Below are 23,913 nucleotides of genomic sequence, written 5' to 3' on the forward strand. Positions count from 1 at the left end.
CGTGACCGCAACAGTTCCCCGGACCGGCACGTGGGGTGAATCGAGCACACGCGACCTTCTCGCGCCGCTCGACTTGCCCTTCGTCCCCAGTGTGCGGGTCACCCACAGTGACGAAGCGGTCGAGACGGCTCTGCGTCTCGGCGGGACCGTCGTGCTCAAGGCTGTGTCCGACGAGGTGGTCCACAAGACGGACGCCGGGCTGGTGGAACTGAAGCTGTCCACCTCGGACGCGGTGCGTGCGGCGTACGAGCGGCTGGACCAGAAGATCTCGGATCTCGGTCTCGCCGACGCCGGCATCGTCGTCCAGGAGATGGCGCCCGCGGGCACCGATCTGTTCGTCGGATGGAACCGGGACGCCACCTTCGGCCCGATTCTCATCGTCGGGCTCGGCGGTGTCACGGTCGAGTTGTTCCGAGACGTGGCCCGCCATCCGGCACCGGTCACAGCCGCACAAGCTGCAAGGATGTTGGACTCCTTGGTGTCCTCGCGGCTACTTCAGGGATTCCGCGGGGCGCCGGCGGTCGACACCGCACAGTTCTGTGGACTCGTCGCGCGAGTGAGCAGACTCGCCGTCGAGGCTCCGGCGATCGCGGAACTGGACTTGAACCCGGTTCGGATTCTTCCGGACGGCCGGTGCCTGGTCCTCGACGCCAGTGCGGTCGTCTTGCCGGTGCAGGAGTCCACCTCTGCCGCCACCGGGCCCGACCTCACAGCGCTGTTCCGGCCCCGATCGATCGCCGTTGTCGGCGCCTCCCGGGCTCCGGATAGGCCGGGTGGAAAGGTGATTCGGGCGTTGCAGCGCAACGGATTCGGCGGACCGTTGTACCCAGTCAACCCGGCCGGCGGAGAGATCGACGGCCTTCCTGTGGTGCGGAGCATCGACGAACTCGTCGATACCCCAGAGCTCGTGTGCATCGCCCTCCCAGCCTCAGCCAGCATCGCCGCGGTCCGCGAGTGCGTCGCACGAGGCGTTCGCGCCGTAATGGTATTCGCCTCCGGATTCGGGGAAGTCGGGGCAGAAGGTGCCGCTCTCGACGCCGAACTGCGGGACGCCGTCGCAGGGTCCGGCACGCTCCTCTGCGGCCCGAACACCATCGGGATCGTCAGCGCGCACCACAAGATGGCGGCGACGTTCTCGCAAGCAATCGACAAGTTCCCCGACACCCCGTCGGGAGTGTGCCTCGTCGCCCAGAGCGGCGCCGTCGCCGGCAGCCTCGTCTCGCGCGAGATTTCCGACGGCTACAGCATCGGCGACTGGGTCACCGTCGGCAACCAAACCGATCTCGATGTGGCGGACTACATCAGCTACCTCGCCGGTCTCGGCACCACGCGATCTATCGCGGTGTTCCTCGAGGGGGTCTCCGACGGTTCTGCATTCCGCCGGGCACTGCACACCGCTCGAGATGCCGGCATCCCAGTCACCGTCTTCAAGACCGGTGTCACCGCTGCCGGCCAACGCGCGGTCGCCTCACACTCCGGTGCCTTGGCAGGCAGTCACGACGCCTACCGGGCGGTCCTGGAGGAAGCGGGCGCCATCCAGGTCGAGGAAATGAGCCAGCTCCTCGAGGTAGCCTCCACTCTCGCGGACTACCCGACTCCCCGAGGGCGGCGGGCCGCGGTCATCACGACATCCGGAGGTGCGGGCAGCGCCACCGCGGATCTGCTGGCGTTGAAAGATCTGGACACAGCAGAATTCACCGAGGGCACCGCTCGAGCCCTCGCCGGTCTTCTGCCCAAGTTCGCCAGCGTCGCCAATCCTCTCGACATAACCGCCGAGGGAGCCTTCACGCCCGGCCTGTTCACCGAGGTAATCGACGTCGTCGCCGTTGATCCGCATGTGGACGCGGTCTGCATCGTCCTCACCAGCATCACCGGCAACGATGCCGTCCGGGTCGCCAACGAAATCGCAGCGGCGAAGTCACGTTCGGATGTACCGATCCTCGTCACCTGGCTCGTTGCCCGCCCACTGGCGGAGGCGGGCATGACCACTCTGGCGTCGTCCGGAATCCGGGTCTTCACCGAGCCCGCCCGGATGGCTGCCGCCCTCCGCTCTCTGACGAAAGGAACCTCACGTGTCTGACTCCGCCGATATCCAAGCTCTGAGGGAATCCGTCGCGCTGTCCTGCCGGATCCTCGCGGCGACTGGCTGCGTGCGGGAAATCACCGGGCACGTAAGCATGCGTGTCCCCGACAGCGACATGTTCCTCGTCCGGTGCCGCCCACTACATGATCCGGGTGTCGAGTTCACCATTGCCGATGACATCCACATCGTCGATCTGGAATCGACGAACGCAGACCTCCCAGGCGGCTATGCGCTGCCCGGAGAATGGCCCATCCACACCGAGATCTACCGCAAACGGCCCGATGTGGGTGCGGTGGTCCACGGCCACCCACGGTCGTCCCTGCTCGTCGGAATACTGGGATTGCCGCTCACTCCGACCATCGGGGCCTACGATCCAGGCGCAATGGAACTTGCGGTTCGCGGCGTGCCGATCTACGAACGGGCCGTCTTGATCGACCGCCCCGAGCGCGGCGGTGAGTTGGCCGCCGCGATGGACGACAAGGACGTGTGTCTTCTGCGAGGCCATGGCGTGGTCGCAGTCGGAGCGACACTGCAGGAAGCCACAGTGCGGGCGATCAAGCTCGAAACCCTCGCCGACCTGACGCTCTCGACCTACGCGATACCCGGCGCCGAACCTGCCGTGCTGACCCAAGCCGACGCCGAAGACGTTTCCGGCTTCGTCAACAGCCGTAAAGCCGCTCTGACCTACGCGGAGTGGACATGGGACTACTACCGTCACTCGCTCGGATCCGCCGCCGACGTGAGTGTCCGGCTGTAAGCCGGACAAATCAACAAGATTGGAAGGGAATACACATGGCGTACATTGTCGGCGGCGCGGGAGTGTCACACAGCCCGCAGCTATCAATCGAACCCGGCGGGTGGCGCGCACACGGTGACCTCGAGCAGCCGCACCTGAAGGAACTCAATCTTCCGTCGTCACCACGCACACCCGAGGAACTCGCTCGGGAGATCGAGATTCGGCAGATGGAGGCCCGCCACAAAGCATGCCAGGAAGCGCTCGAGCGCACGCGCGATGAACTGCTCGAGATGAAACCCGATGTTCTCCTGGTCATCGGTGACGATCAGCGCGAACTCTTCCTCGACGACATCATGCCCGCGGTCGCGATCTTCCGAGGCGAGTCCCTCGACGATCGTCCCCCGGGAATGGAGGTCTATCCGAAAACCATGGAATCGGCGTACGAGTACTACCACGCCGATCAGGACGAGACCTACCGCACCGTTCCCGAATTGGGCCAGCATCTCGTCGAGCACCTCGTCGAAAATGGCTTCGACATCGCCCAGTTCAGCGAGCAGCCCACCGGCCGCAGCCTCGGACACGCCTTCACCTTCATCTACCGCCGGCTCTTCGAGGGACTGCCCCGCCTGCCGCTGGCCCCGATCATGCTCAACACCTACTATCCCCCGAACCAGCCCACACCGCGGCGTTGCGTCGAACTTGGGCAGGGACTCCGCGCCGCCATCGAAAGCTGGGACTCCGACCTGCGCGTCGCTCTCATCGCATCCGGTGGACTCACACACCCCATCATCGACGAGGACCTCGACCGGGGTCTTCTCAGCGCCCTCGAACGCCACGACCACGAGGCACTGGCGCAGATCCCGGTCGCCGGCCTGACCGAGGGAAGCTCGGAGATCCGTAACTGGATCGTCGTCGGTGCAGCACTCGAGGACGCGACCGCCAAGGTCGTCGACTACATCCCCGCCTACCGGTCTACAGTTGGATCCGGCTGCGGCATGGGATTTTTGACGTGGACGAGATCACTGTGAACAGCTACCGCGACCGCCTACTCGACCTCGACGCATGCGTAGTGTCCGATGCCCTCGACACGCTCGGGCTGACCGGTGGTGTCGCAGGGTTACGCCCGGTCTGGGAGGGCAGCCGCACGGCGGGCCGAGTCGTCACAATGCGCACGATCCCCGCCGACGGACGAACGAGTAGTCGGCATCTAGGTACCGCGGCGATCGAGCGGGCCAACGCCGGCGAGGTCATCGTCGTCCAGCAAGAGCACGGAGGCACACCCACCGCCGGCTCGTGGGGCGGGCTGCTCGCCCAAGCCGCCGTCATCAAAGGCGTCGGCGGGGTCATCGTCGACGGCGCCTGCCGCGACGTAGACGAGATCCGCGAACTGAGACTGCCAGTGTCCGCGCTCACCACCGTGCCGTTCACCGCGCGTGGACGCTTCGTCGAGGACAGCGTCGGTGACCCCGTACAGATCCACGGCGTCACCGTCACCGATGGCGACTACGTCATCGCCGACGGCAGCGGCGTCACCTTTGTCGGCGCCTCGGAGATCGACAGGGTCCTCACTACGGCCGAACGGCTGGTGGCCAAGGAACGCCTCATGACCGAGGACCTGAGGCGAGGCCTGCTGCCATCACAGGTCATGGGACGCAACTACGAGGAGATGCTCAATGCCGGCTGACGAAACAACCACTTCGACCCTGCCCGACGTCACACTGCTCACCCGGGTCGGTGCCATCAGCACCTCGACCCTGTCGGATGCGTTGGACAAGCTCGGGTTGCCGGGTGCCGTCCCAGGCATCCAGCCGTTCGACCCGAGCTTCCGGCTCTGCGGGCCGGCGTTCACCGGACAGTACGAACCGGTCGACGAGAATGGTGGCACTGTCGGCGACTTCATCGATGACGTCGCCCCCGGCGAGGTCGTCGTGCTCAACAACGAAGGCCGGCTCGACTGCACCGTCTGGGGAGACATCATGACCTACGTCGCCTCCTCCCGCGGAATCGCCGGAACGGTCATCGACGGTGTCTGCCGCGACGTCGCACCGAGCCTGGCACTGAAGTACCCGGTCTTCACCAGAGGCCGGAACATGCAGACCGGCAAGGACCGGGTGCGGCTGGCGGCAACCGGGGTACCGGTCGCCCTCGGAAACGTCATCGTGCACCCCGGTGACCTCGTCGTCGCAGACGCCGACGGTGTGGTCGTTTTGGCGAAGGCCGAGGTCGAGCGTGTCCTCACCGTCGCCGAGGCCATCGAGAATGCCGAAGAACGCATCCGCCTTGCAGTCGCCGGCGGAGCGCGTCTCGACCACGCCCGCGCGCAGGCGGGCTATCACCAGCTGCAAACCGCCGACGAGGAAACGCGATGACCACTCTGTCTCCGGCTCTGCGGGAACTCGGTGCCGCCTCACTCCACGAGTCCGGCGCCACCCCGCTGCCCCCGCGGATCCGACCGCTCGATCCGGCATGGCGGATCTGCGGCCGCGCCTTCACTGTCGACCTCACACCGGGGCACAACATCTGGCTCCACCGCGCACTCTATGCGGCCGAGCCGGGGGACGTACTCGTCGCTGCTGCCGACACCGACATCGAGTACGGCTACTGGGGCGACATCCTGGCCCATGCCGCGGCCGAACGTGGTATTGCCGGCTTGGTGATCGACGGTTCGGTCCGTGACTCGACCGACCTCAAATCCATCGGGTTCCCGGTGTTCGCCCGGGGACTGTGCGTGCGCGGAACCGGCAAAGATGCCACGTCGGGCGGCTTCGACGTCTCGATCCAGCTCGGCTCGACGACGGTGCACCCGGGCGACATCATCGTCGGTGACGCCGACGGTGTGGTTGCCATCGATGCCGGCCAGGTCAAGGCGGTCGTCGAGCGGGCACTGCAGCGGGAACGGTCCGAGGAGCAGATCCGAACCCGGATCGCCTCCGGCGAGACCACACTCGACATCTACGGGCTGAGCTGACCGACATGCGTTTCCACGCTCCTCGCAGACTCGGGATCGTCGGTGCCGGCGTTGCCGGTGAGTTGATGTCCCGCGCTGTCCTACGCAGCAACCGGTTCGTGCTCACCGGCCTCGCGGACCCCGATCCGGATGTTCGAAACCGAGTGTCGGCCGAATGGGGCTGCCCTGCCTTCATCGATGCCACCGAACTGGTCGCCTCCGGAACAGTGGACGTGGTGTACGTCGCGGCGCCGACAGCGCACCACCTGGGCGCCGTCTCCGCCGCGGCCGCGGCCGGTGTGCACATCATCTGCGAGAAACCATTGGCGACCTCCGCCGCTGACGCACGTGAGGCTGTGGATTGCGCACGCCGTGCCGGGGTGAGCCTGCTCGTGGGCCCCACCCTGAGCTACGACCCCCGCTATCGGGTGCTGCGGCAGATCGTGACCGACCGTCGGCTCGGTGATCTGCTGTCGGTGCAGGCGACCTCGTTTACCGATTGGCATCGCCGCCGAACCCGTACGGCGCACGACCTCGATGCAGCAGTGGGCAACGGTCTGCTGCTTCGGCAAGGGGCCCATCAGATCGACATTGTGCGACTGATCTGCGGTGGAGAGGTGCGCGCGGTTTCCGGAGCTCTCCACGGCGGCGTGGGAGGCGCCGAACAGGGATTCTCGGCGCAGATGAGTTTCGCAAACGGAGTAGAGGCCAACGCCTACTACGACGGTTCCGGAGCTGTACCCGAGGCGGACGAGCTGTTCGCCACTTTTACCGGTGGTGGCGTTCGAGTCCACCCCGGTGGTTTGCATCTGTACGCCGACGGACAACTGACCGACCTCCCTGTCGACCCCGCAACCTCGGTCTGGGATCAGGCGCTTGTCGAGATGGACCAGACGCTCGACGGCCGGCTCCCGATCCATGACGGGGAGTGGGGGCTGGGAACCCTTGCCGCGTGTCTGGCCATTTATGAAGCAGCGGCGACCTATTCCATTGTTTTCGTCCACCAATCGCTCTATCAGGAGAAGTCATGATCATCGACTCCCACGCCCATTTGAACGCGCCGCCGGAGCTGTACGCGTACCAGGCCGCGTTGCTATCCTCCCGAGGAGGCCAGGGCCGCAACGGGTCCGGTGTTACCGATGCGCAGCTCGAGGAGTACGGCGACCGCACGCTGGCGGTGATGGACAGCGTCGGCACCGACGTCCAACTCATCTCGCCGCGTCCATTCCAGGCATCGCATTCGGCGACCCCGTCCAAGGTCGTGCACTGGTGGACGGCGGAGGTGAACGAGGCGATCGCTCGCCAGGTCCAGCAGTTCCCCGGCCGCCTCGCCGGCGTCGCCGGACTGCCTCAGGCATACGGGGAAACACCCGAGAAGTGGGCGGGTGAACTGGAAAAGGCGATCAAAGATCTGGGGATGGTCGGCTGCCTGCTCAACCCGGACCCGTCCGAGGGAAGCGGCTACGTGCCCCCGCTGGGCGATCCGTGGTGGTACCCGCTGTACGAAAAGATGGTCGAACTCGATGTGCCGGCACTCATCCACTCCGCGAGCTGCCAGAACGGTCGTGAATCGTACAGCGAGCATTTCATCACCGAGGAAAGCATCGCTGTGCTCTCCCTGCTCAATTCGGAGGTGTTCCTACGCTTCCCGACGTTGAAGATTGTCGTCTCACACGGTGGCGGCTCGGTCCCCTACCAGATCGGGCGCTGGCGGGCGGCTCGTCTGCACCCCAAGTTGCGGACCGGCCAGGTGCTGCAGGAGTCGTTCGACGAAAGTTTGCGGCGTCTCTGGTTCGACACCGTGTTGCATGCGCCGCTGGCGCTGGAACTGCTGGTCCGGACAGTAGGGGCGGACCGGTGTTTGTTCGGTACCGAAAAGCCGGGAAGCGGTAGTGCTCCGGATCCCACGACCGGGCGCGACCTCGACGATCTGAAGCCGGTCATCGAGGGCTTTGACTTTCTCGACACGGCCGAGAAGGACGCCATCTTCTACGGCAACGCTCTCTCGCTCTACTCCCTTCCGGCATTGGATGCCGCTGTCGGTGCTGCTCGCTGAAGGCAGTCAGCACTGACCGCCGTCGTGGCGGCCTGACCAGGCCGCCACGACGGCGCACTTGTTGTCACTGGTCGTCCTCGCCCTACAACCACGGAGGTGGCGGAACGTGAGCAAGAATCGTGGCAAGAGAAGGATCGAGTCCCGTCCGGACCACATCACCGAGATGATCGAACTCGCTGCGAAGTGGGTGTCCTTCGGCGACATCCCCGCGGAAGAGATCTGGGTGCGTTTCGGCGTCGACCGTGTCACCTTCGGCTTCCGCCTCCTTCGTGCTCTGGGTTCCAGCTTCGTCCGCTACCCGGATCGGTCGCGGATCGTCGCCTTGGCCGTACGTCTCGCCCGCCTCGACGACCGCCAGTACAAGGCCGCCGGACGGCGGGAATGAACGGGCAATTTGCGCACCTGTGGCGGGCGACACCCCGCCGAGTGGCGAATAGAGTGGCATAGATCACTATCGCTGGAGGTAGCGCGGATGTTCATTACCGACAACCCAAACCCACACGGCGCCGAGCCCCTTTCCCGCACGTCGTCCCGCCGGCGGGCGGAACCGACCAGGACGGTCGACGGCGGGATCGTATGAGCGGCGATAAGGCCGACACCGAGGAGCCACGCGCGGAAGTCGGCCGGATGCGTGAGTTGCTCGGCCGGGTTGATGGTATCGACACTGACGTCAACGAGACATTACGCATCATCACGCAATTCGATGGACTGATCCGGAGACGGGTCGGCATTTCGGCGCTCATGCGCGCGGCGGCGAATCTCACGGGCTGCGCTGTGGGTGCGGTGTATCCCGCACATCGGTTGGTGCGACGCGTGGATTCACGCGGCACCCCGATCATGCAGATGCCCAGTGCCGAAGAACTGGCGTTGTGGACACGGCGCCCATTGGGCGACCTGGACGGGGGAGTGGTGTGGGTGGAGCGGAACACCGAGACCAAAATCAACGACGAGACCGTCCTCGATCGGCTGGCCTCTTCGATTCAAATCACGATCGACCGCACCATGGGCACAGTCCCCGACCACGCTGGTGCACTCGAAGCGCTCCTCGACCGCGAAGCGGCTCTGGGAACCAAGTTGGCGATCGCCCGCCGCCTCGGCTTGGAGGCCGGCTCGAAAATCTATCTCATCGTAATGCCGGTCATCTCCACCGATCCGCCGCCGATCGGGGTGACGCACATCGATGCGGTGGTCGGCACCCGGTTCGGAGGTGTTCGCGCGATCGTCGCGGGAGCGGACTGTCCGCAGCCAGTCACCGGAACCTGCGGGATCGGTGAGACCGTCACCGTCGAGCGACTCGCCGACTCTTTTGACCAGGCACTTGTCGCACTCCGGCTTTCGCGTGCCGGTGAGACGGTGACTTATCGGGAGCTCGGTGCCCTCTCGCTTCTGGTGCGAGCGCACGACGCGAGCCCTGTGCCACATCCCGATGCGATTGCGATCGGCACAGCGACCGCGTCCTCGACCATCGCTCGCAGGGTACTCGAGGCAATGGAGCTGAATACGACGGTGCGGGCGGCCGCACACGAGCTGGGACTACATCATTCGACCGTGCAGGCTCACTGCGATCGTCTGGAGAAAGAACTCGGCTACTCATTCCGAACTGCTCAGGGGCGGACCCGCTTGGCCCTTGCCCTTGCGTTGCACCGGCTGGGACGTGATGTCTTCGATGTCGAAACGTCCCCGGACGGCGGGGAAAGACGAGGACGGACCGATGACGTGTAACGCCAGGTGGCTCACGGCGGCGAGGAGTTCGACTCGGAGTCCACCCGAGTGGCAAACCGGATCGACTACGGCGATGCTGGTTTGGTCCTTCGAGCCCCATTGTTTTCGCGGTCCTGCGGCGCTCTGCGCCGCCGGTTGACCCCCAAAACGATCGCGGCCGCCACGATCGCCCCGACGCCGCCGATCGTCATGGCCGCGGTCGGTCCGAAAAGGTCGGCGAGGGCTCCTACAAGGACGCCACTGACCCCTTGCATTCCGATGAAGAAGGCGGAAAACAGCGACATCACCCTCACCCGGTAGCGCGGATCCGACTGAATTTGCAATGTCGCGTTAGCCGTTGAGGAGAAGACCTGATCCGCAGCCCCGAGCAAGACCAAGAGCATTCCCAGGACGACCATACCTGAGGTGAAAGATGTAGCAGCGACCACGATTCCGTAACAGAGCGCGGACACTGCCACCACCCGCGTCCCCGTCGGCGCCAAGGTCGCCACCGTCAATGCGGAGAGCAGGCTGCCCGCGCTCAGTGCGCTGAACAACAAACCGGCCGAGGACGCTCCCGTGCTCATGCGTTCGTGTGCGAGCAGGGGAAGCAGAACGGGATAGTTCTGCAACAGCAGTGAGACCACCGCCGTCAGTACCAGCGGCCACCGAATCCGGGAGTCGCGTAGGGCGTAGCGAAACCCGTCCAGCACGGACGCGTGTGACGACGTCTCGGTTGTTTGCGCCCCGGCGACGGTTCGCTCGGTGTGCAGGTCCCGGGTTCGCATCAGGGAAAGTGCGCCGAGAATTACGAGGTAGGAGAGTGCGTTGGCGAGAAAGCACCAGGATAAACCCACCGTGGAGGCCAGCAGCCCCGCGATCGCCGGGCCGACCAGCCGCGACGCCGTCATCAGCGTCGAATTGAGCGCAACTGCATTTGCCACTCGTTCGCGGCCAACCATCTCGAACACGAAGCTTCGCCGGGCAGGGTTGTCTACTGGCTGTACGAGCCCGAAGCAGGCAGCCACGGTCAACGCCAACGGAACTGTCAGAGTGCCGATCGCGGACATCGACCACAGGATCGCCGCCAGTGTCGCTTGTACCGCCTGGGACACGAGCAATACATTGCGGAGCGGCAACCGCTCGAGCGCTGCACCGATCCAGGGAGCCACCACCAGCAGCGGCAGATACATCAGTAAGGTCACCATGCCGAGCGCGACACCGCTGCCGGATTCGTCGAGGACGAACAGGGCCAGTGCGAGGGTCTGCATCCACTGTCCGGTAGCGGAGACGAGTTGGCCCAGGAAGAACAGTCGGAAGTTGCGTACCCGCAGTGACGTGAAAGGGCGCCGGGCACCCGTTCGTAGGGTGTCAGTCGGCAATGTCGCGCCACCTCACGGGTTGCCGGTAGATGTCGGGAAAATGAGTCCTGACGTACTTGTGGAACTCTTTGATGTGCTGGCGCATTGCCCAGCGGGCACCCTCCGCGTCGTGCGTACCAATCGCGTCGGCCACGGCCGAGTGCGCACGCAACACCGCTTCTCGGCGCTCGATGGGGTAGCTGATGCCGAGGGGCATCCCGTCGGTGATCGCGTGCAGCGACGAGACCAACAACGCGAACATCTCGTTGTCGGCCGCAGCGGCGACGATGTCGTGGAATCGGTCGTTCTCGGCGATGAAATTCTCCTCGTCGGCAAGGAACGCTTCCATGCCCCGCACCGAATCGACGATTTCCTGTACGACATCCTCGGTTGCGAATTCCGCTGCTCGACCCGCCAGTTCGGGCTCGAGCAACTCGCGTGCGTCGACCAGTGCGCTGAACGGCATGGACCGAAGCTGGAAGAACAACCCGAGCATGCCGGCGAGGTCGTGGGCATCCGGTTCCGCGACGATGGGACCGCCCTGTGGTCCGGCCTTGACCATGATCACGCCACTCATCTCCAGGAAGCGCAGCGCCTCGCGCAGCGTACCGCGTCCCACGTTGAAGCGAACCAACATTTCGCGCTCGCGGTCGAGTCGGGTACCCGGGCGCAACCTGCCGGTGGTGATGTCGTCGACGATGTGCTGAGCGATGGACAGGGCAGCCTTGTACGCGCGCCGTGTCGTCGGTCGCCTCCGTGGCTGCCGATCCGCTTCGGGGCGACTATCCAGTCCGTGGTCGTTCACTTCGGTGATAATGGCCACTCCATTCTCCAACACGGTCCTATCATTATGCTAGTTACCTCCGGAGCGGGCGAGCGGTTCACGGCCCGGGCTGCCCCTCTCCCGGTGCATACAACGGCTGGTGCACCTGGCGATAAATGCCGTGAACTGCGACGTTGTCCCCCTTGCGTCCTGCGAGTCGACTCCGCGCCAAGCTGCGGTGCCGACCAGCACTTATCCCGTCGCTTTGGCGATTGACCCCTTCGTATCCCATTATTAGGCTATTCATGAGACCAACGTGATGCCAACCACAGGTGACGCCATTCGTTACCTCCGGCATACGGCGGCTCGTCACCACGTTCGACCAGGAGGTCCAGGTGCTTATGGCAGGCGCTGCGACGGCTGAGCTCAACTTGGCCAAAGTGATTCAGATTCGTTGGGAAGCCGAGAAAGTCATTTCCCTGCAGTTGGTTCGCGACGACGGATCGGATCTGCCGGAATGGGCGCCAGGCGCGCACATCGAGGTCACGCTACCTTCGGGGCTAATTCGCCAGTACTCGCTGTGCGGCGACCCGTCGGACCGCAGTCGATACACCATCGCGGTGCTCCGCGACGATAGCGGCCGAGGTGGATCTGCCGAGATCCACGACTCGGTCATGGTGGGGCAGAAGCTGTGGATCCGGGGGCCTCGGAATCATTTTCCGCTCGAGCCTGCCGAGTCGTACGTCTTCATCGCCGGAGGCATCGGCGTGACGCCGATACTGAGCATGGTGCGGGAGGTTGCCGGCGGGCAGGTGCCCTGGTCCCTTCATTATGGCGGCAGGTCTTCGGAGACCATGGCGTTCACCCGAGACCTGACCGCGCTCGGTGCTCGGGCGGATTCGACGGTCCACGTGGTCCCCGAGGTCGATTCGGGACTGCTTCCCCTGCGGGCGATCCTCGAAGGCGTCGGCGTCGGTGGCGCGGTGTACAGCTGCGGACCGACGGCTCTGCTCGATGCGCTTCGTGCCCTTGCGGCCGAGATCAGGCCGGACGTGTCCGTTCACTTCGAGCTGTTCGGGGCTCCGGCCTCCGGAAGCGATGAGGACGTCGACGCGACCCGGCATGATCGCCCCTTCCGGGTCCGGCTGGCGCGCAGCGATCGCACCGTGGAAGTCGAGGACGGAACGACGCTGCTCCAAGCCGTTCAGGCTGTCCGACCCGAGGTTCCGTACTCCTGCGAGGAGGGATTCTGCGGAACGTGCATCACCAAGGTGTGCGGTGGTGTGCCTGTTCACCGAGACACGGTGCTGACCGAGCAGGAGCGTGCCGAAGGGGAGGCGATGATCATCTGCGTCGGCAGCTGCGCATCGGATGAACTCGTCCTCGATCTATGAACGGCTTGTAAAACGTTGTGCCACCACATATGGAAAAAGGTGATGTTGACGTAGTGAGTGTGTGCCCGTAGCTGTGCGCTGCAGACGACCACCTCGGCCCACCACGTCTCGGCCGAGACGATTCGTCAGCATCCCGGCCGTGCCGCCGGACGCGTTTCACCTCACCATCTCTCGACCGGCAACGGTCGCCGACGAAGGACGAAATCATGACCACAACCCGTGCGGACTCCCTCCGGGAAGCCGGCAACCCCGTCTACAGCGACCGCAAGCTGCGGTTGGGCACGTTCTCGACGAACCTCCAGGGCGGCTGCGCCATCTCGACCATCGACGGGGTGCTGCAAGCCGAGTGGCCCAACACCATCGAACTAGCGAAGCTGGCCGATGGTATGAATTTCGAGGCCGTCGTGCCGGTCGGGAGGTGGCGCGGGTTCGGTGGTCCGTCCAACTTCAACGGTGCCGGTTTCGAATGCTTCACCTGGGCTGCGGGTGTAGGTACCGTCACCGAACGCACCGGTGTCTTTGCCACCTCGCACGTCTCCACCATCCATCCGGTGATGGCGGCGAAACAGGCCGCCACGATCGATCACATCACCAATGGCCGTTTCGCGCTGAATATCGTCACCGGGTGGAACACGCCTGAGATCGAGATGTTCGGGGCCCCGCTGCTCGAGCACGACAGTCGATATGACCTGGCTGCCGAATGGTTCGAGATCGTCAAAGCCCTGTGGACCAGTGAGGAGCCGGTCAACTTCGACGGCAAGTACTTCCGTGTGGTCGATGCGTCGATCGCGCCCCATCCCGTACAGAAGCCGCACCCGGTTGTCATGAACGCCGGCGGTTCGGCTGTGGGGCGTCACTTCGGCGCCAAGTATTGCGACGTCGTCTTCATCGCACCCAAATACGACATGGAGGAGATGGCCGAAGAGGTCGCCGCGTTCAAGCGGCTGGCACGTGAGGAGTACGGCCGCGAGATCATGGTGTGGACCAACTCGTACGTGGTCCAAGGCGAAACAGAAAAGGCTGCGCACGCATTTCACAACTACTACGTCGACGTGAAGGGCGACTGGGAGGCGGCCGAAAAACTGGTGTCCACATTGGGTTTGAATTCGCAATCCATCCCACCGCAGGCTCTCGAGAAGATCAAGCGTCAGTTCATCGGGGGCTGGGCCGGCTTCCCGATTATCGGTACCAACGAACAGGTCGTGGACACACTCGGCAAGCTGACCGACTGCGGATTGGACGGTGTATTGATGTCCTTCCCTCGATACATCGAAGACATGACCCGATTCCGGAACGAAACGTATCCGCTCCTGGTCGAGGCGGGTCTGCGCGGATAACGTGCTCCATGAGTGGCGATAGGGAGATCGAGATGAGCACTACTACCGTCGAGGAACTGGTCGACGAAGACATCTTCCGGGAAGCGATGGGCAACATCTGCACCCCCGTTGCGGTGGTCACTGCCCGTGACTCCAGAGGTCAACCGTACGGGACCACGGTCAGCGCCTTCTGCTCACTGTCCTTGGCTCCGCCGATGATCCTGATCGCTCTCGACCGAGGATCCGGCTTTCTCTCGGTGGTGCGGGAGTCCGGCGTGTTCGGCGTGAACATTTTGTCGACCGATGCCGAGGATGCCGGAAAGAAGTTCGCCAGAAAGGGTAAAGGAGACTTCACCTCCACCGAATGGCACTGGCACGACGGTGTTCCGCGGCTAGCGTCGAACACCTTCTTTCGGTGCACAACGGCTGGGCTTCTCGACGGCGGTGACCATGTGATCGTCACAGGCTTGGTCCATGCGGTCGGGCTCGGCGAGGGTGCCCCACTGACATACCACCAACGCACCTTCGGCACGCATGCCGCCATCAGCGGAACGCCGGGCCGATGACCCGGCTCCGGATTGCTGACCAGCGCCCGATTGATGATCCGGCGACTTGGCTGGCCTGCGGTGGAGCGGTCGTCGCTCTCGACGCCCTCCGAAACGAGGGACTGCTGGTCTTCGGCGCGGCATACGCCACCACCGACCTGATGGCGTTCGCTGTTCGACACGGCACCGGGTATCTGCGAGTAGCGATCTCAGCGGACGTCGCGGACCGGCTGGGTCTGCCACCCATGCACAATAGCTTCCGCCAGTCAGGTCAGGGTGGCTTCACAGTGTCAGTCAACGCGAGATACGGTGTAGGCACAGGAATTTCCGCGCACGATCGAGCCTGCACCGCACGTCTGATCGCGGACGCGAACGCGCAGCCCGACGATTTCACACGACCGGGTCACCTGCTGCCGGTGGTAGCGGGACCGCGGGACGGCGACGGTGAGGCGAAGGTCGCCCGTCAAGCTCTCGCACTCGTGGAGGCGGCGGGGCTGACCGCCGCCTCTGTCTACAGCGAGATCGTGTCCGTGCAGGATCCGACCACGATCATGGCTGCAGACGAAGCCGAGGTGTTTGCGCGCTCGGTAGGTGTCCCGGCGGTGTGGATATCGAATACTGCCCCGCAACACGCGCAAGCGAGGAATGGACGTAACAGGATGAACAAACACCATGTCGGCGAGGACCCGGCACAAGCCATCGGAGGCAGTCCTTCAAGCAGCCACATGCAGTCCTCCCACATCGCGGCCGTGGTGCCGATCCTCTCGTGATGTCGAGCCCCAGCACCGATCCCACCCGCGGCATGACCGCTGGCGACCTCGGGGGAACAGCATCTCGGCCTGGCGACCGGTCCTACCCTGCTCGGCTGGGCGAAGCCCTGACCGCGAGCTTCGGCTTCTTCACACCGATCGTGCAGCCAATCAACCTCCAGCCATGGGAAAATACGGCGCACCCCGAAGACCTGGCCAGAATAGTGACCAAGGCCGAATCGCTGGGCTACAGCTACGTGACAGTGGGGGACCATGCCGCCATCGCCGCCGCGGAGTCGGCCCTTTACGGGAGTCCACGCTTCTTCGATCCGATCAGCACCGCTGGCTACCTCGCAGCGCTGACCAGCCGCATCCGATTCGCCACGCACGTCTACCAGATTCCCCTACGTAGCCCACTGATCACCGCCAAGGCCTTCGCGACACTCGACGTCCTCTCCCGCGGCAGGATCATCGCGGGCTTCGGGGTAGGTCGGCGAGAGTACGAATCCCACGCCGCTCGCGTCCCGTTCGAGCATCGTGGTGACATCGCCGATGACTATCTCAGAGCAGTCCTCGCGTTGTGGGATGGCGACCCCACGACCCAACACAGCCAATTCGTCGACATCGATGACCTGGTGTGTCTTCCCAGACCCGTGCAGAGACCCCGCCCGCCCGTATGGATCGGCGGCGATCGCCTCGTCGGTCTGCGCCGTGCGGTGCGCTTCGGCGATGCCTGGACACCGTGGGCCCTCACACCCGACCAGGTCACCGCGACGGTGGCGCGACTAGCTGCTGCGCGCGAAGAACAGTTGCCACTGGGATTCCGAATCATCGTTCCCTTGGCTCCGCTCGGAGGCCGCGCGCCCCGAGGACAACCGTCAGCCCCGAGCGTCGAACCCGGTCGTGAAGCCACCGAGAAGTGCATCGAACAGATGGCGCGCTGGCGCGAGGCCGGCGCCACCGAGTTCCTCATCGATCTTCCCAGCCGGAGCCTCGAAGCGCTCGAAGACGCGATGGCGTGGTTCGCCGCCGAATTCATCGACCACCCAGCCGGAGTACCGGCACCGTAACAACGAAAGCAGGATGATTGTGAGTACAGACGGACCGCTCGTCGGACGAGTGGCAATCGTGACCGGCGCGGGCCGCGGCGTCGGGAGAAGTGAAGCACTGGCTCTGGCAGCGGCGGGGGCCAAAGTAGTCGTCAATGACGTCGGCGTAGACAGTGACGGCGTCGGGTCCACACACGGACCCGCCGATGAAGTGGTTGACACGATCCGCAGCACCGGTGGCGAGGCGGTCGCCAGTTACGAATCGGTCGCCGACTGGGCCGGTGCGGGCCGGGTGGTCGATACCGCGGTTGATCAGTTCGGCAGGCTCGACATCGTGGTGAACAACGCCGGCATCGTTCGGCAACAGATGATCGAAGACATCACCGAAGAGGACTTCGACGCGACCATCGCGGTCAACCTCAAGGGCACGTTCGCCATCTGCCGCCATGCTATTCCCGTCCTGCGACGATCCGGGTACGGGCGCATCATCAACACCACGTCGAACCAGTGGGCGGCACCGCTGGGAAACGCACATTACGCCGCCTCCAAGGGCGGTGTCACCAGCCTCACCTACGACCTGGCCTGGGAACTTCAGCACGACAAGATCACAGTCAACGCCATCGCACCGTTCGCGGCCACTCGTATGACACAGGATGCGAGCGAGCGGGACGCCGCCCTCATCCAGCAGGGAGTGATGAGCGCCAAGCGAGCCAAAGCGAAAGAGGCGCGCACCGATCCGGAACTGACCACTCCCATCGTCCTCTACCTCGCATCCGAGGCCGCGTCGGAGGTCACCGGCTGCGTTTTCCGTACCGGCGGCGGCAAGGTCGGTCTGTACACCCATCCGGTCGAGACACGGACGATCTTCCGTGACGAGAACACGGGCCCGTGGCCGTATGACGACCTCGTGGACCTGCTGCCCCGCAGCGTCCTGTCTGCCGGCTCGAAGGCTCCGCACATTCAGTGATCGCCTGAAACAACCCTGATGGGCGGTACCGCAAACGCGGTACCGCCCATCGGATTTGGTCAGCTAGCTCGGAGGGGAGAAGCTGCCTAGACGACGTAGGCCCGTCGCGGTGAGCACCGCAAGCACGAGTGCGAGTGCGATCAGGGCGACGACAATCGAATGCAATCCCGCATCGGTGGCGTTGTCACCGAACGAGACACTGATCAAACCGGACGACAAGATCGCACCGAGATACATGAATGTGCGCATCAGGCCGGCGGCCACTCCGACATTCTCGGCCGGGGCCTGACGGTACAGTGCGGCCTGATTGCCGATCATGCCCAGTCCAGACATGATGCCGAAGATCGTGGGAACGACGACCAGTACCCACATCGGTGTATTCGCAGTGAAGGCCAGTAGACTCGTCGTACCCACGATCGCCGCGACCGCCGTCACTACGAGTGACGACCTGATCAGGTTCCGCCGGGCGAATGGCATCGAGATCACGATCGCGATCACCGACATCGGCAGCATCACGAGTCCGGTCTGTCCCGCCGAAAGCGCCCGGCTTTCCACAAGCCACTGGGTCAGTCCGAACAAGATCGTGTAGTTCAACAAGAACGTCACCGCCACCCGAACGTATGTACCGGTCAGGGCGCGGTTACGTGCGATCAACCGGACGTCGATGAATGGCTTGCCTACCCACAGTTCCCACAGGACGAAGCAGATGAGCAATACACCACACAAGCTGGCGACAACCCAGTTCGGGTGCTCGAGGTTGCCCAGTACGTACAGCAAGCTGGCGATCGTTCCGGCGAACAGGATCAACCCGCCCGGATCGAGATCCCGAACGACCGACGACCATCGCGCCCTCCCCGTTCTCGGATCCCGCGGAACCCACACGAGGGCCAAGATCAACCCGATGATCGCCAACGGCAGGTTCATCAGATACGTCACCCGCCAGCCGCCGATGGCAATAAGAAGTCCTCCCAGCGGCAGTCCCACCGCCGCGGTCACCTGACCTGCGATAGCCAGGGCCCCGAGGGCGCCTCCTGTCCGGCCGGCGGGTCGTTCCTGCGACCAGGCCCGGATGATCATCATCGCCGTGGGGTATCCGGCGGAGGTCCCGACTCCGAGCACCACGCGGGCGGCAACGAGCATCGGCATATTCACTGCGACCGTACCGAGCAGCCCGCCCAGCGCCACGAGTACGAGCCCGCCGAGAAACACTCGTCGCGGTCCGAACACTTCGGCGAGTTTGCCCATGGCGGGTTGGCCGATTGCGCTCGCAAGGTAGAGCGCCGCAACCAAACTCGCCGTAGCAGCCGACCCGACGCCGAAAGCGTGTCCCACCGCCACGAGGGTGGTCGCGATGACCGAACTGTTGATCGGGTTCAACGCCGAGCCCAACAGCAACGGAGTGATCAGACGCCAACTCGGCGTCTCAGCCTGCATGGGTGTGCGCCGCTGGGTATGGACGGCCGGGCTCACAGGAGGGCTACCCTGGAGCGGCCGGCGCGGCGAGCGACCGGTGGGACTTCACAGTCGGCGAGCCGGTTGAGGATATCGACCAGCACCGGAAGTGCGTCGTACTCTTCCGGACGTAACACATGATCAACGGCGGCGGTCAACCACGCATTGCGCAGTTCGAGTACCGACTGCAGCACTTCGCGGCCCGTTTTGGTAGCGGCGATCAGCATGCGGCGGCCGTCCTCGGGGTCCCGGTGCCGGACCACGAGGCCCTCCTGCTCCATCGGGCCCAGTACCGCGGCCATCGATTGTGGACGCATCGACTCCGCCGCGGCGAGATCACTCGCGGTACTCGGCGGGCCGTGCACAATCCGGTCCAGGGCAGATAGCTGGCTCCGACTCCACGGAGATTTGTCGAGCCCCGACTCTGACCGAATGCGACCGCGTAGTCGCTGGATGGCTAGATCGAGATCAACGGCCGCCGACGAGTGGCCCGAACCGGATGTCATAAGCAAAACTATACAGTTAATCTGAACAGATTTAGAGACAGATTTATCACATCGGTCCAGTTCGTCCCGAGGCTGCACGGATCCAAGATCGACCGAATAGGCTGTGGTGCAACGAAATTTGGACATGACACTGCTGCCGCTGGGAAGCTACTGGTGTGACGGGCCCGATGCGTCGACATCGTGGGCCCGCGAATTGCTGACGCGAAGATGTCCGGTGAGAAGGGGATGCCTCGGCCGGCCAATCTCGAGTGGACGTCGGCGGTGGTTGAACGACGATCTGGTCACTTCTCGCTGGAAGGGGAGAGGGCGATCACCAGCAGCGCTTCGAGTCGGCGGGTTAGTTCGTCCGGATCGGCGGTAACGAGTGCGGTGCTGCCCAGCATCTTTCGCATGAGCCAGAACCCCGCAATGACCGAATGAGCCAGCATCGCGCGTTCGTCCGCATCCGGACCCTCGAGTAATTCGCTCAAGTACCGTCCGGCGTGCCTTTCCACCCCTGCCCGCACGATCTCTGCCGCCCGGGGGTTCGAGGCGGAGCGAAGCATCAGCAGAAAGGGGTCGAGATGTTCGGATTCTGGTGCCGTGCGCTCGACCAGGCGTGCGGCTACATCACCGGCAAGCGTTGCTGGGTTGTCCGACAACACTGTTCGTGGGGCGAAAGCGGTATCGACCGCCTCGGTGAAGAGCTGTTCCTTCGAGCCGAAATAACGGTTGACCAACATCGCAGTGACTCCGGCCGACTGCGCGATCTCACGCACGCCCACGCCGTCGTATCCGTGCCGCGTGAAAGCGATAACCGCCGAGCGCAGAATCGCCTCCCGGGTAGCGGCGGCGTTGCGTACTCGCTTGGGTGGGGTGCTGCTCCGGGCGAGGTCCGCCCCGTCGTGGCTCATACGAGCAGTCTACCGCTGAAGTATACGGATGTAGACATTCGGTTCGGCTAAGTATACGGTTGTAGATATCGGGCCGTTCAGGCGCTGCCTCAAGGAAGACCATCGAAAATGGAACTGAAACTCACTGGTAAACGCGCTTTGGTCACCGGATCAAGTACGGGTCTGGGAGAGGCCACCGCGAAGTTGCTCGCCGCCGAAGGCGCTAGCGTCGTGGTGCACGGACGCAACGAATTTCGCGCGCAGGCGGTTGCGGAGGAAATTCGCTCCGCTGACGGCGTGGCGAGTGTCGCGGTCGGAGATCTTGCTACCGACGACGGAGCTGACGCGGTCGCCGCCGCCGCTCTCGCCGACGGACCGATCGACATCCTTGTCAATAACGCCGGTGCCTATGACCAGGTCGGCTGGGCGGAGGCCGCCGCGGCGATCTGGGCGCAGACCTACAACGTCAACGTGATATCGGGGGTCCGAATGATCCAGAGGCTCGTTCCCGGCATGCGTGAACGGGGGTGGGGTCGGGTGGTCCAGATCGGCGGTGGTCTCGGCCTCCAGCCGATGGCCGTGCAACCCCACTACAACGCCACCCTCGCAGCCCGGCACAACCTGGCCGTATCTCTGGCGCGCGACCTTGAGGGCACGGGAGTCACCTCAAACACAGTGGCACCCGGGGCCATCCTTGTGGACACGGTGCAGGAGCTCGTCACCAGCATCGCACCCGCACACGGATGGGGCGGATCATGGGACGAGATCGAACGCGCCGCGGCGAGCGAATGGGTGCCGAACGACGTCGGCCGCTTCGGTCGCCCCGACGAGATTGCCGCGGCGGTCGCCTACCTCTGCAGCGACTACGCCGAATACATCAGCGGTGCCACGATCCGCGTCGACGGTGGCACGATCCGATCGGCGTTCTGATTCGTCGTGTTGTGCGGGCGCGTCATGTACGCCAATCGGAAAGACACGGTGTTCCTGTCCGAGTCTCCATATCGGCACTCGGGTTTCAACCGGGCGCAGGCGAGTGCTTCCCGCTCCGCCCTGTCGCGTTCCCGCGGCGGGCGATCACGATCCCGGTCCGATGTCCGGTCGAACACTTCTTTCCCGGACATCGGACCGTATCCACCTCTCGTTCTGCGGCCCGGCAGTCGCGCCGGTTTTCTCTGCCGACCAGCTGTCGGCGAGGGTCGACGGGCAGTCGGGAGTGGCCCGCCTGGTAGGCGGGTGTGTGATGGAAAGGCATAACCAACTAGTCAGTTGCTATAGGTGGAGGAGAGAACGATGGCGAAGACTTGGCTTATCACCGGAGCTTCACGCGGATTCGGCCGCGACCTCGCAAAGGCTGTCCTCGATCGAGGGGACAACCTAGTCGCAACAGCGCGCCGCCCGGCCGATCTGACCTTTGTCGGTGACAACGACCGTGGGCGGATCTTCCAGCTCGACGTCACCGACGCCACGGCGGCGCGCGCTGCCGTCCAATTCGCTGTCGTCGAGTTCGGCGCGCTCGATGTGGTGGTCAACAACGCGGGATACGCCAACAGTGCTCCGATAGAGGAGATGGATGACACGGATTTTCGGAACCAGCTCGAAACCAACTTCTTCGGTGTGGTCAATGTGACCCGCGCAGCCCTTCCGGTCCTACGGAAGCAACGCGGAGGTTTCTTCGTGCAGTTCTCCTCCGTCGGCGGACGTGTTGGTGGAACTCCCGGTCTGGGCGCGTACCAATCGGCGAAGTTTGCCGTGGAAGGATTCTCCGAGGTACTGGCCAACGAAGTGCAGCCATTCGGTGTCAAGGTGCTCATCGTCGAACCAGGAGCGTTTCGCACCGACTGGCAGGGGTCGTCGATGCAATTACCCTCTGTCGGAGCCGATTACGAGCACACCGTTGGCGCGGTCAACAGTTACCGACGCGAGAACGATGGAACCCAACCCGGCGATCCAGCACGAGCAGCGAAAGTGATCATCGATGTTGTCGAATCCGACGATCCCCCGAGAAGGCTGTTGCTCGGAGCCGGCGCCGTCGAGATGGCACACAAATCGTCCGTCGAACGCGCCGCAGAGGCCGACAAGTGGGCAGCATTGAGCCGGGCAGCAGACTTTCCCACTGGTCCGTAGCCGTCACCCCTACTTGTGCATCATTGCACCCATCTCCGGCGACGAGCACCGAAACTCCGAGGACCACACCCTGAGCGCAATCTCCCTGGTCGGCGCACCGATTACGACCCACTCAACAGGAGGAAACATGGAACTGAATCTCACCGGAAAGCGCGCCCTGGTCACCGGCTCGAGCGCCGGCTTAGGAGAGGCGACCGCCAAGCTTCTGGCGGCAGAGGGCGCCACCGTCATCGTTCACGGCCGTGACGAGGCCCGCAGCAATAGGGTCGCCGACACAATTCGTGACGCCGGCGGCGCTGCCGTGGTAGCGCTCGGGGACCTCGCCACCGACCCTGGTGCGGACGCGGTCGCACAGACGGCTCTCGCCGGCGGTCCGATCGATATCCTGGTCAACAATGCAGGCTTCTACCGACACCTGTCGTGGGCGGACGCGACACCGGACGAGTGGGCGTTCACCTACAACACCAATGTGATTTCCGGTGTGCGGATGATCCAGCGTCTCGTGCCGAAGATGCGTGAACAGAACTGGGGACGCGTCATCACGATTGGCGGTGGTCTTGCCCTGCAGCCGATGAACACGCACCCGCAGTACAACGCGACGCTCGCAGCACGACACAACCTGGCGGTCTCACTCGCACGCGAACTCGAGGACACCAGGGTCACGTCGAACATCGTCTCGCCCGGCGCGATCCTGGTGGAGGCAACACAGGAATTGGTGACCAGCATTGCGCCTGCTCGCGGCTGGGGGCAGACGTGGGAAGAAATCGAACCCAACGCGGTCAACTCGCTCATCCCCAACGATCGGGGTCGTTTTGGTTACCCCGACGAGATCGCCGGTGCAGTGGCCTACCTCTGCAGCGACTACGCAGAGTACGTCAGCGGCGCCACGATCCGCGTCGACGGTGGCCTCATCAAGGGTGCCTTCTAGGGACCCGGACGAATCAACGGTCTGACGGGTAGGCCTGCTCATCACCGGGTCGAGTCGCGGCCAGGGGGAAGCACCGTGGCCCCCTCGCCGCCGAGAGAACAGCAGTGCAAACCACGGCCGCAACGAAACTCGCGCATTCCAGGCCGCTGACACCAGCGCTGTCGAGGCCGGGTGAGTGTTTGCCGTAGGCGACGCGCCGTGCGGGTAAAGCGAGACTCGTACGGCTCAACCCCGCCGTGGGGTCTGATCTTTCTCGGCCGGCGGCGATGGCATCACAGCGCGGACCCATCGGAACCGGAACTTATCGGAACTATGCTGAGAAAACTGGCGAGAGGTGACGACATGGCTACACGGATGTGCACGG

At 64.3% G+C, this 23,913-nt stretch carries 24 protein-coding genes; 19 read left to right on the top strand and 5 right to left on the bottom strand.

Going from position 1 to position 23,913, the window contains the following annotated elements:
- The first annotated feature begins 1 nt into the window (after position 1).
- From P3H15_RS23400 to P3H15_RS23445, 10 genes are all read left to right on the top strand, one after another.
- Positions 2-2,080 (top strand): acetate--CoA ligase family protein, encoded by a 2,079-nt coding sequence (locus tag P3H15_RS23400; protein ID WP_276139414.1) that lies wholly within the window; start codon positions 2-4, stop codon positions 2,078-2,080.
- Positions 2,073-2,840 (top strand): class II aldolase/adducin family protein, encoded by a 768-nt coding sequence (locus P3H15_RS23405; RefSeq protein ID WP_276139415.1) that lies wholly within the window; start codon positions 2,073-2,075, stop codon positions 2,838-2,840. Before P3H15_RS23400 ends, P3H15_RS23405 begins: the two co-directional genes overlap by 8 nt.
- A 35-nt stretch (positions 2,841-2,875) precedes the next feature.
- Positions 2,876-3,847: a hypothetical protein gene (locus P3H15_RS23410; protein WP_276139416.1), complete on the top strand. Its 972-nt coding sequence runs from the start codon at positions 2,876-2,878 to the stop codon at positions 3,845-3,847.
- Complete coding sequence (locus P3H15_RS23415) at positions 3,829-4,503, top strand: RraA family protein (RefSeq protein WP_276139417.1); 675 nt, start codon at positions 3,829-3,831, stop codon at positions 4,501-4,503. Before P3H15_RS23410 ends, P3H15_RS23415 begins: the two co-directional genes overlap by 19 nt.
- Positions 4,493-5,188, top strand: coding sequence for an RraA family protein (locus P3H15_RS23420; protein ID WP_276139418.1), 696 nt, complete (start codon positions 4,493-4,495; stop codon positions 5,186-5,188). The genes P3H15_RS23415 and P3H15_RS23420 overlap by 11 nt, the downstream gene beginning before the upstream one ends.
- Positions 5,185-5,787, top strand: a complete 603-nt coding sequence (locus P3H15_RS23425) for an RraA family protein (protein WP_276139419.1) — start codon at positions 5,185-5,187, stop codon at positions 5,785-5,787. The genes P3H15_RS23420 and P3H15_RS23425 overlap by 4 nt, the downstream gene beginning before the upstream one ends.
- 5 nt (positions 5,788-5,792) lie before the next feature.
- Positions 5,793-6,797, top strand: a complete 1,005-nt coding sequence (locus P3H15_RS23430) for a Gfo/Idh/MocA family protein (RefSeq protein ID WP_276139420.1) — start codon at positions 5,793-5,795, stop codon at positions 6,795-6,797.
- On the top strand, positions 6,794-7,822 hold the full coding sequence (locus P3H15_RS23435) for an amidohydrolase family protein (RefSeq protein ID WP_095861635.1): 1,029 nt from the start codon (positions 6,794-6,796) through the stop codon (positions 7,820-7,822). The genes P3H15_RS23430 and P3H15_RS23435 overlap by 4 nt, the downstream gene beginning before the upstream one ends.
- A 106-nt stretch (positions 7,823-7,928) precedes the next feature.
- Entirely contained in the window at positions 7,929-8,207 is a 279-nt protein-coding gene (locus P3H15_RS23440; RefSeq protein ID WP_276139421.1) for a hypothetical protein, read from the top strand.
- Between the two features lie 191 nt (positions 8,208-8,398).
- Complete coding sequence (locus P3H15_RS23445; protein ID WP_276139422.1) at positions 8,399-9,544, top strand: helix-turn-helix domain-containing protein; 1,146 nt, start codon at positions 8,399-8,401, stop codon at positions 9,542-9,544.
- A 65-nt stretch (positions 9,545-9,609) separates the two neighbouring features.
- Here P3H15_RS23445 and P3H15_RS23450 read toward each other — a convergent pair whose 3' ends face one another.
- Together P3H15_RS23450 and P3H15_RS23455 are read right to left on the bottom strand one after the other, a co-directional pair.
- Complete coding sequence (locus P3H15_RS23450) at positions 9,610-10,905, bottom strand: MFS transporter (RefSeq protein ID WP_276139423.1); 1,296 nt, start codon at positions 10,903-10,905, stop codon at positions 9,610-9,612.
- Positions 10,895-11,707 carry a FadR/GntR family transcriptional regulator gene (locus P3H15_RS23455; RefSeq protein WP_276139424.1) on the bottom strand — a complete coding sequence of 271 codons (813 nt, stop codon included), beginning with the start codon at positions 11,705-11,707 and terminating at the stop codon, positions 10,895-10,897. Before P3H15_RS23455 ends, P3H15_RS23450 begins: the two co-directional genes overlap by 11 nt.
- A gap of 380 nt (positions 11,708-12,087) precedes the next feature.
- On the opposite strand from P3H15_RS23455, the gene P3H15_RS23460 reads away from it, so the two are divergent.
- The 6 genes from P3H15_RS23460 to P3H15_RS23485 all read left to right on the top strand — a co-directional run bounded on the left by P3H15_RS23460 (position 12,088) and on the right by P3H15_RS23485 (position 17,667).
- Positions 12,088-13,041 carry a PDR/VanB family oxidoreductase gene (locus tag P3H15_RS23460; protein WP_276139425.1) on the top strand — a complete coding sequence of 318 codons (954 nt, stop codon included), beginning with the start codon at positions 12,088-12,090 and terminating at the stop codon, positions 13,039-13,041.
- A gap of 206 nt (positions 13,042-13,247) precedes the next feature.
- Entirely contained in the window at positions 13,248-14,378 is a 1,131-nt protein-coding gene (locus P3H15_RS23465; RefSeq protein ID WP_276139426.1) for an LLM class flavin-dependent oxidoreductase, read from the top strand.
- A 32-nt stretch (positions 14,379-14,410) separates the two neighbouring features.
- Positions 14,411-14,923 carry a flavin reductase family protein gene (locus P3H15_RS23470; protein ID WP_276139427.1) on the top strand — a complete coding sequence of 171 codons (513 nt, stop codon included), beginning with the start codon at positions 14,411-14,413 and terminating at the stop codon, positions 14,921-14,923.
- Positions 14,920-15,672, top strand: coding sequence for a 3,4-dihydroxy-2-butanone-4-phosphate synthase (locus tag P3H15_RS23475; protein ID WP_276139428.1), 753 nt, complete (start codon positions 14,920-14,922; stop codon positions 15,670-15,672). The genes P3H15_RS23470 and P3H15_RS23475 overlap by 4 nt, the downstream gene beginning before the upstream one ends.
- Positions 15,672-16,721 (top strand): TIGR03619 family F420-dependent LLM class oxidoreductase, encoded by a 1,050-nt coding sequence (locus tag P3H15_RS23480; RefSeq protein ID WP_276139429.1) that lies wholly within the window; start codon positions 15,672-15,674, stop codon positions 16,719-16,721. The genes P3H15_RS23475 and P3H15_RS23480 overlap by 1 nt, the downstream gene beginning before the upstream one ends.
- A 13-nt stretch (positions 16,722-16,734) precedes the next feature.
- Positions 16,735-17,667 (top strand): SDR family NAD(P)-dependent oxidoreductase, encoded by a 933-nt coding sequence (locus P3H15_RS23485; protein WP_276139430.1) that lies wholly within the window; start codon positions 16,735-16,737, stop codon positions 17,665-17,667.
- A 63-nt stretch (positions 17,668-17,730) separates the two neighbouring features.
- On the opposite strand, the gene P3H15_RS23490 is transcribed toward P3H15_RS23485, so the two are convergent.
- From P3H15_RS23490 to P3H15_RS23500, 3 genes are all read right to left on the bottom strand, one after another.
- Positions 17,731-19,101, bottom strand: a complete 1,371-nt coding sequence (locus P3H15_RS23490; protein WP_276139431.1) for an MFS transporter — start codon at positions 19,099-19,101, stop codon at positions 17,731-17,733.
- A 32-nt stretch (positions 19,102-19,133) separates the two neighbouring features.
- Positions 19,134-19,751, bottom strand: coding sequence for a MarR family transcriptional regulator (locus tag P3H15_RS23495; protein ID WP_346348798.1), 618 nt, complete (start codon positions 19,749-19,751; stop codon positions 19,134-19,136).
- 155 nt (positions 19,752-19,906) lie between these two features.
- Entirely contained in the window at positions 19,907-20,518 is a 612-nt protein-coding gene (locus P3H15_RS23500; protein ID WP_276139432.1) for a TetR/AcrR family transcriptional regulator, read from the bottom strand.
- Between the two features lie 108 nt (positions 20,519-20,626).
- On the opposite strand from P3H15_RS23500, the gene P3H15_RS23505 reads away from it, so the two are divergent.
- The 3 genes from P3H15_RS23505 (at position 20,627) to P3H15_RS23515 (ending at position 23,549) form a co-directional block, all read left to right on the top strand.
- Positions 20,627-21,427, top strand: coding sequence for an SDR family NAD(P)-dependent oxidoreductase (locus tag P3H15_RS23505; RefSeq protein WP_276139433.1), 801 nt, complete (start codon positions 20,627-20,629; stop codon positions 21,425-21,427).
- Between the two features lie 360 nt (positions 21,428-21,787).
- Entirely contained in the window at positions 21,788-22,621 is an 834-nt protein-coding gene (locus P3H15_RS23510; RefSeq protein WP_276139434.1) for an oxidoreductase, read from the top strand.
- A gap of 127 nt (positions 22,622-22,748) precedes the next feature.
- The gene (locus P3H15_RS23515; protein ID WP_276139435.1) at positions 22,749-23,549 is read left to right on the top strand and encodes an SDR family NAD(P)-dependent oxidoreductase; all 801 of its coding nucleotides are present in this window, start codon (positions 22,749-22,751) and stop codon (positions 23,547-23,549) included.
- Positions 23,550-23,913: the final 364 nt, after the last annotated feature.

Source organism: Rhodococcus sp. T2V (assembly GCF_029269925.1).
In the GTDB taxonomy this organism is placed as follows: Bacteria; Actinomycetota; Actinomycetes; order Mycobacteriales; family Mycobacteriaceae; genus Rhodococcus_F; species Rhodococcus_F koreensis.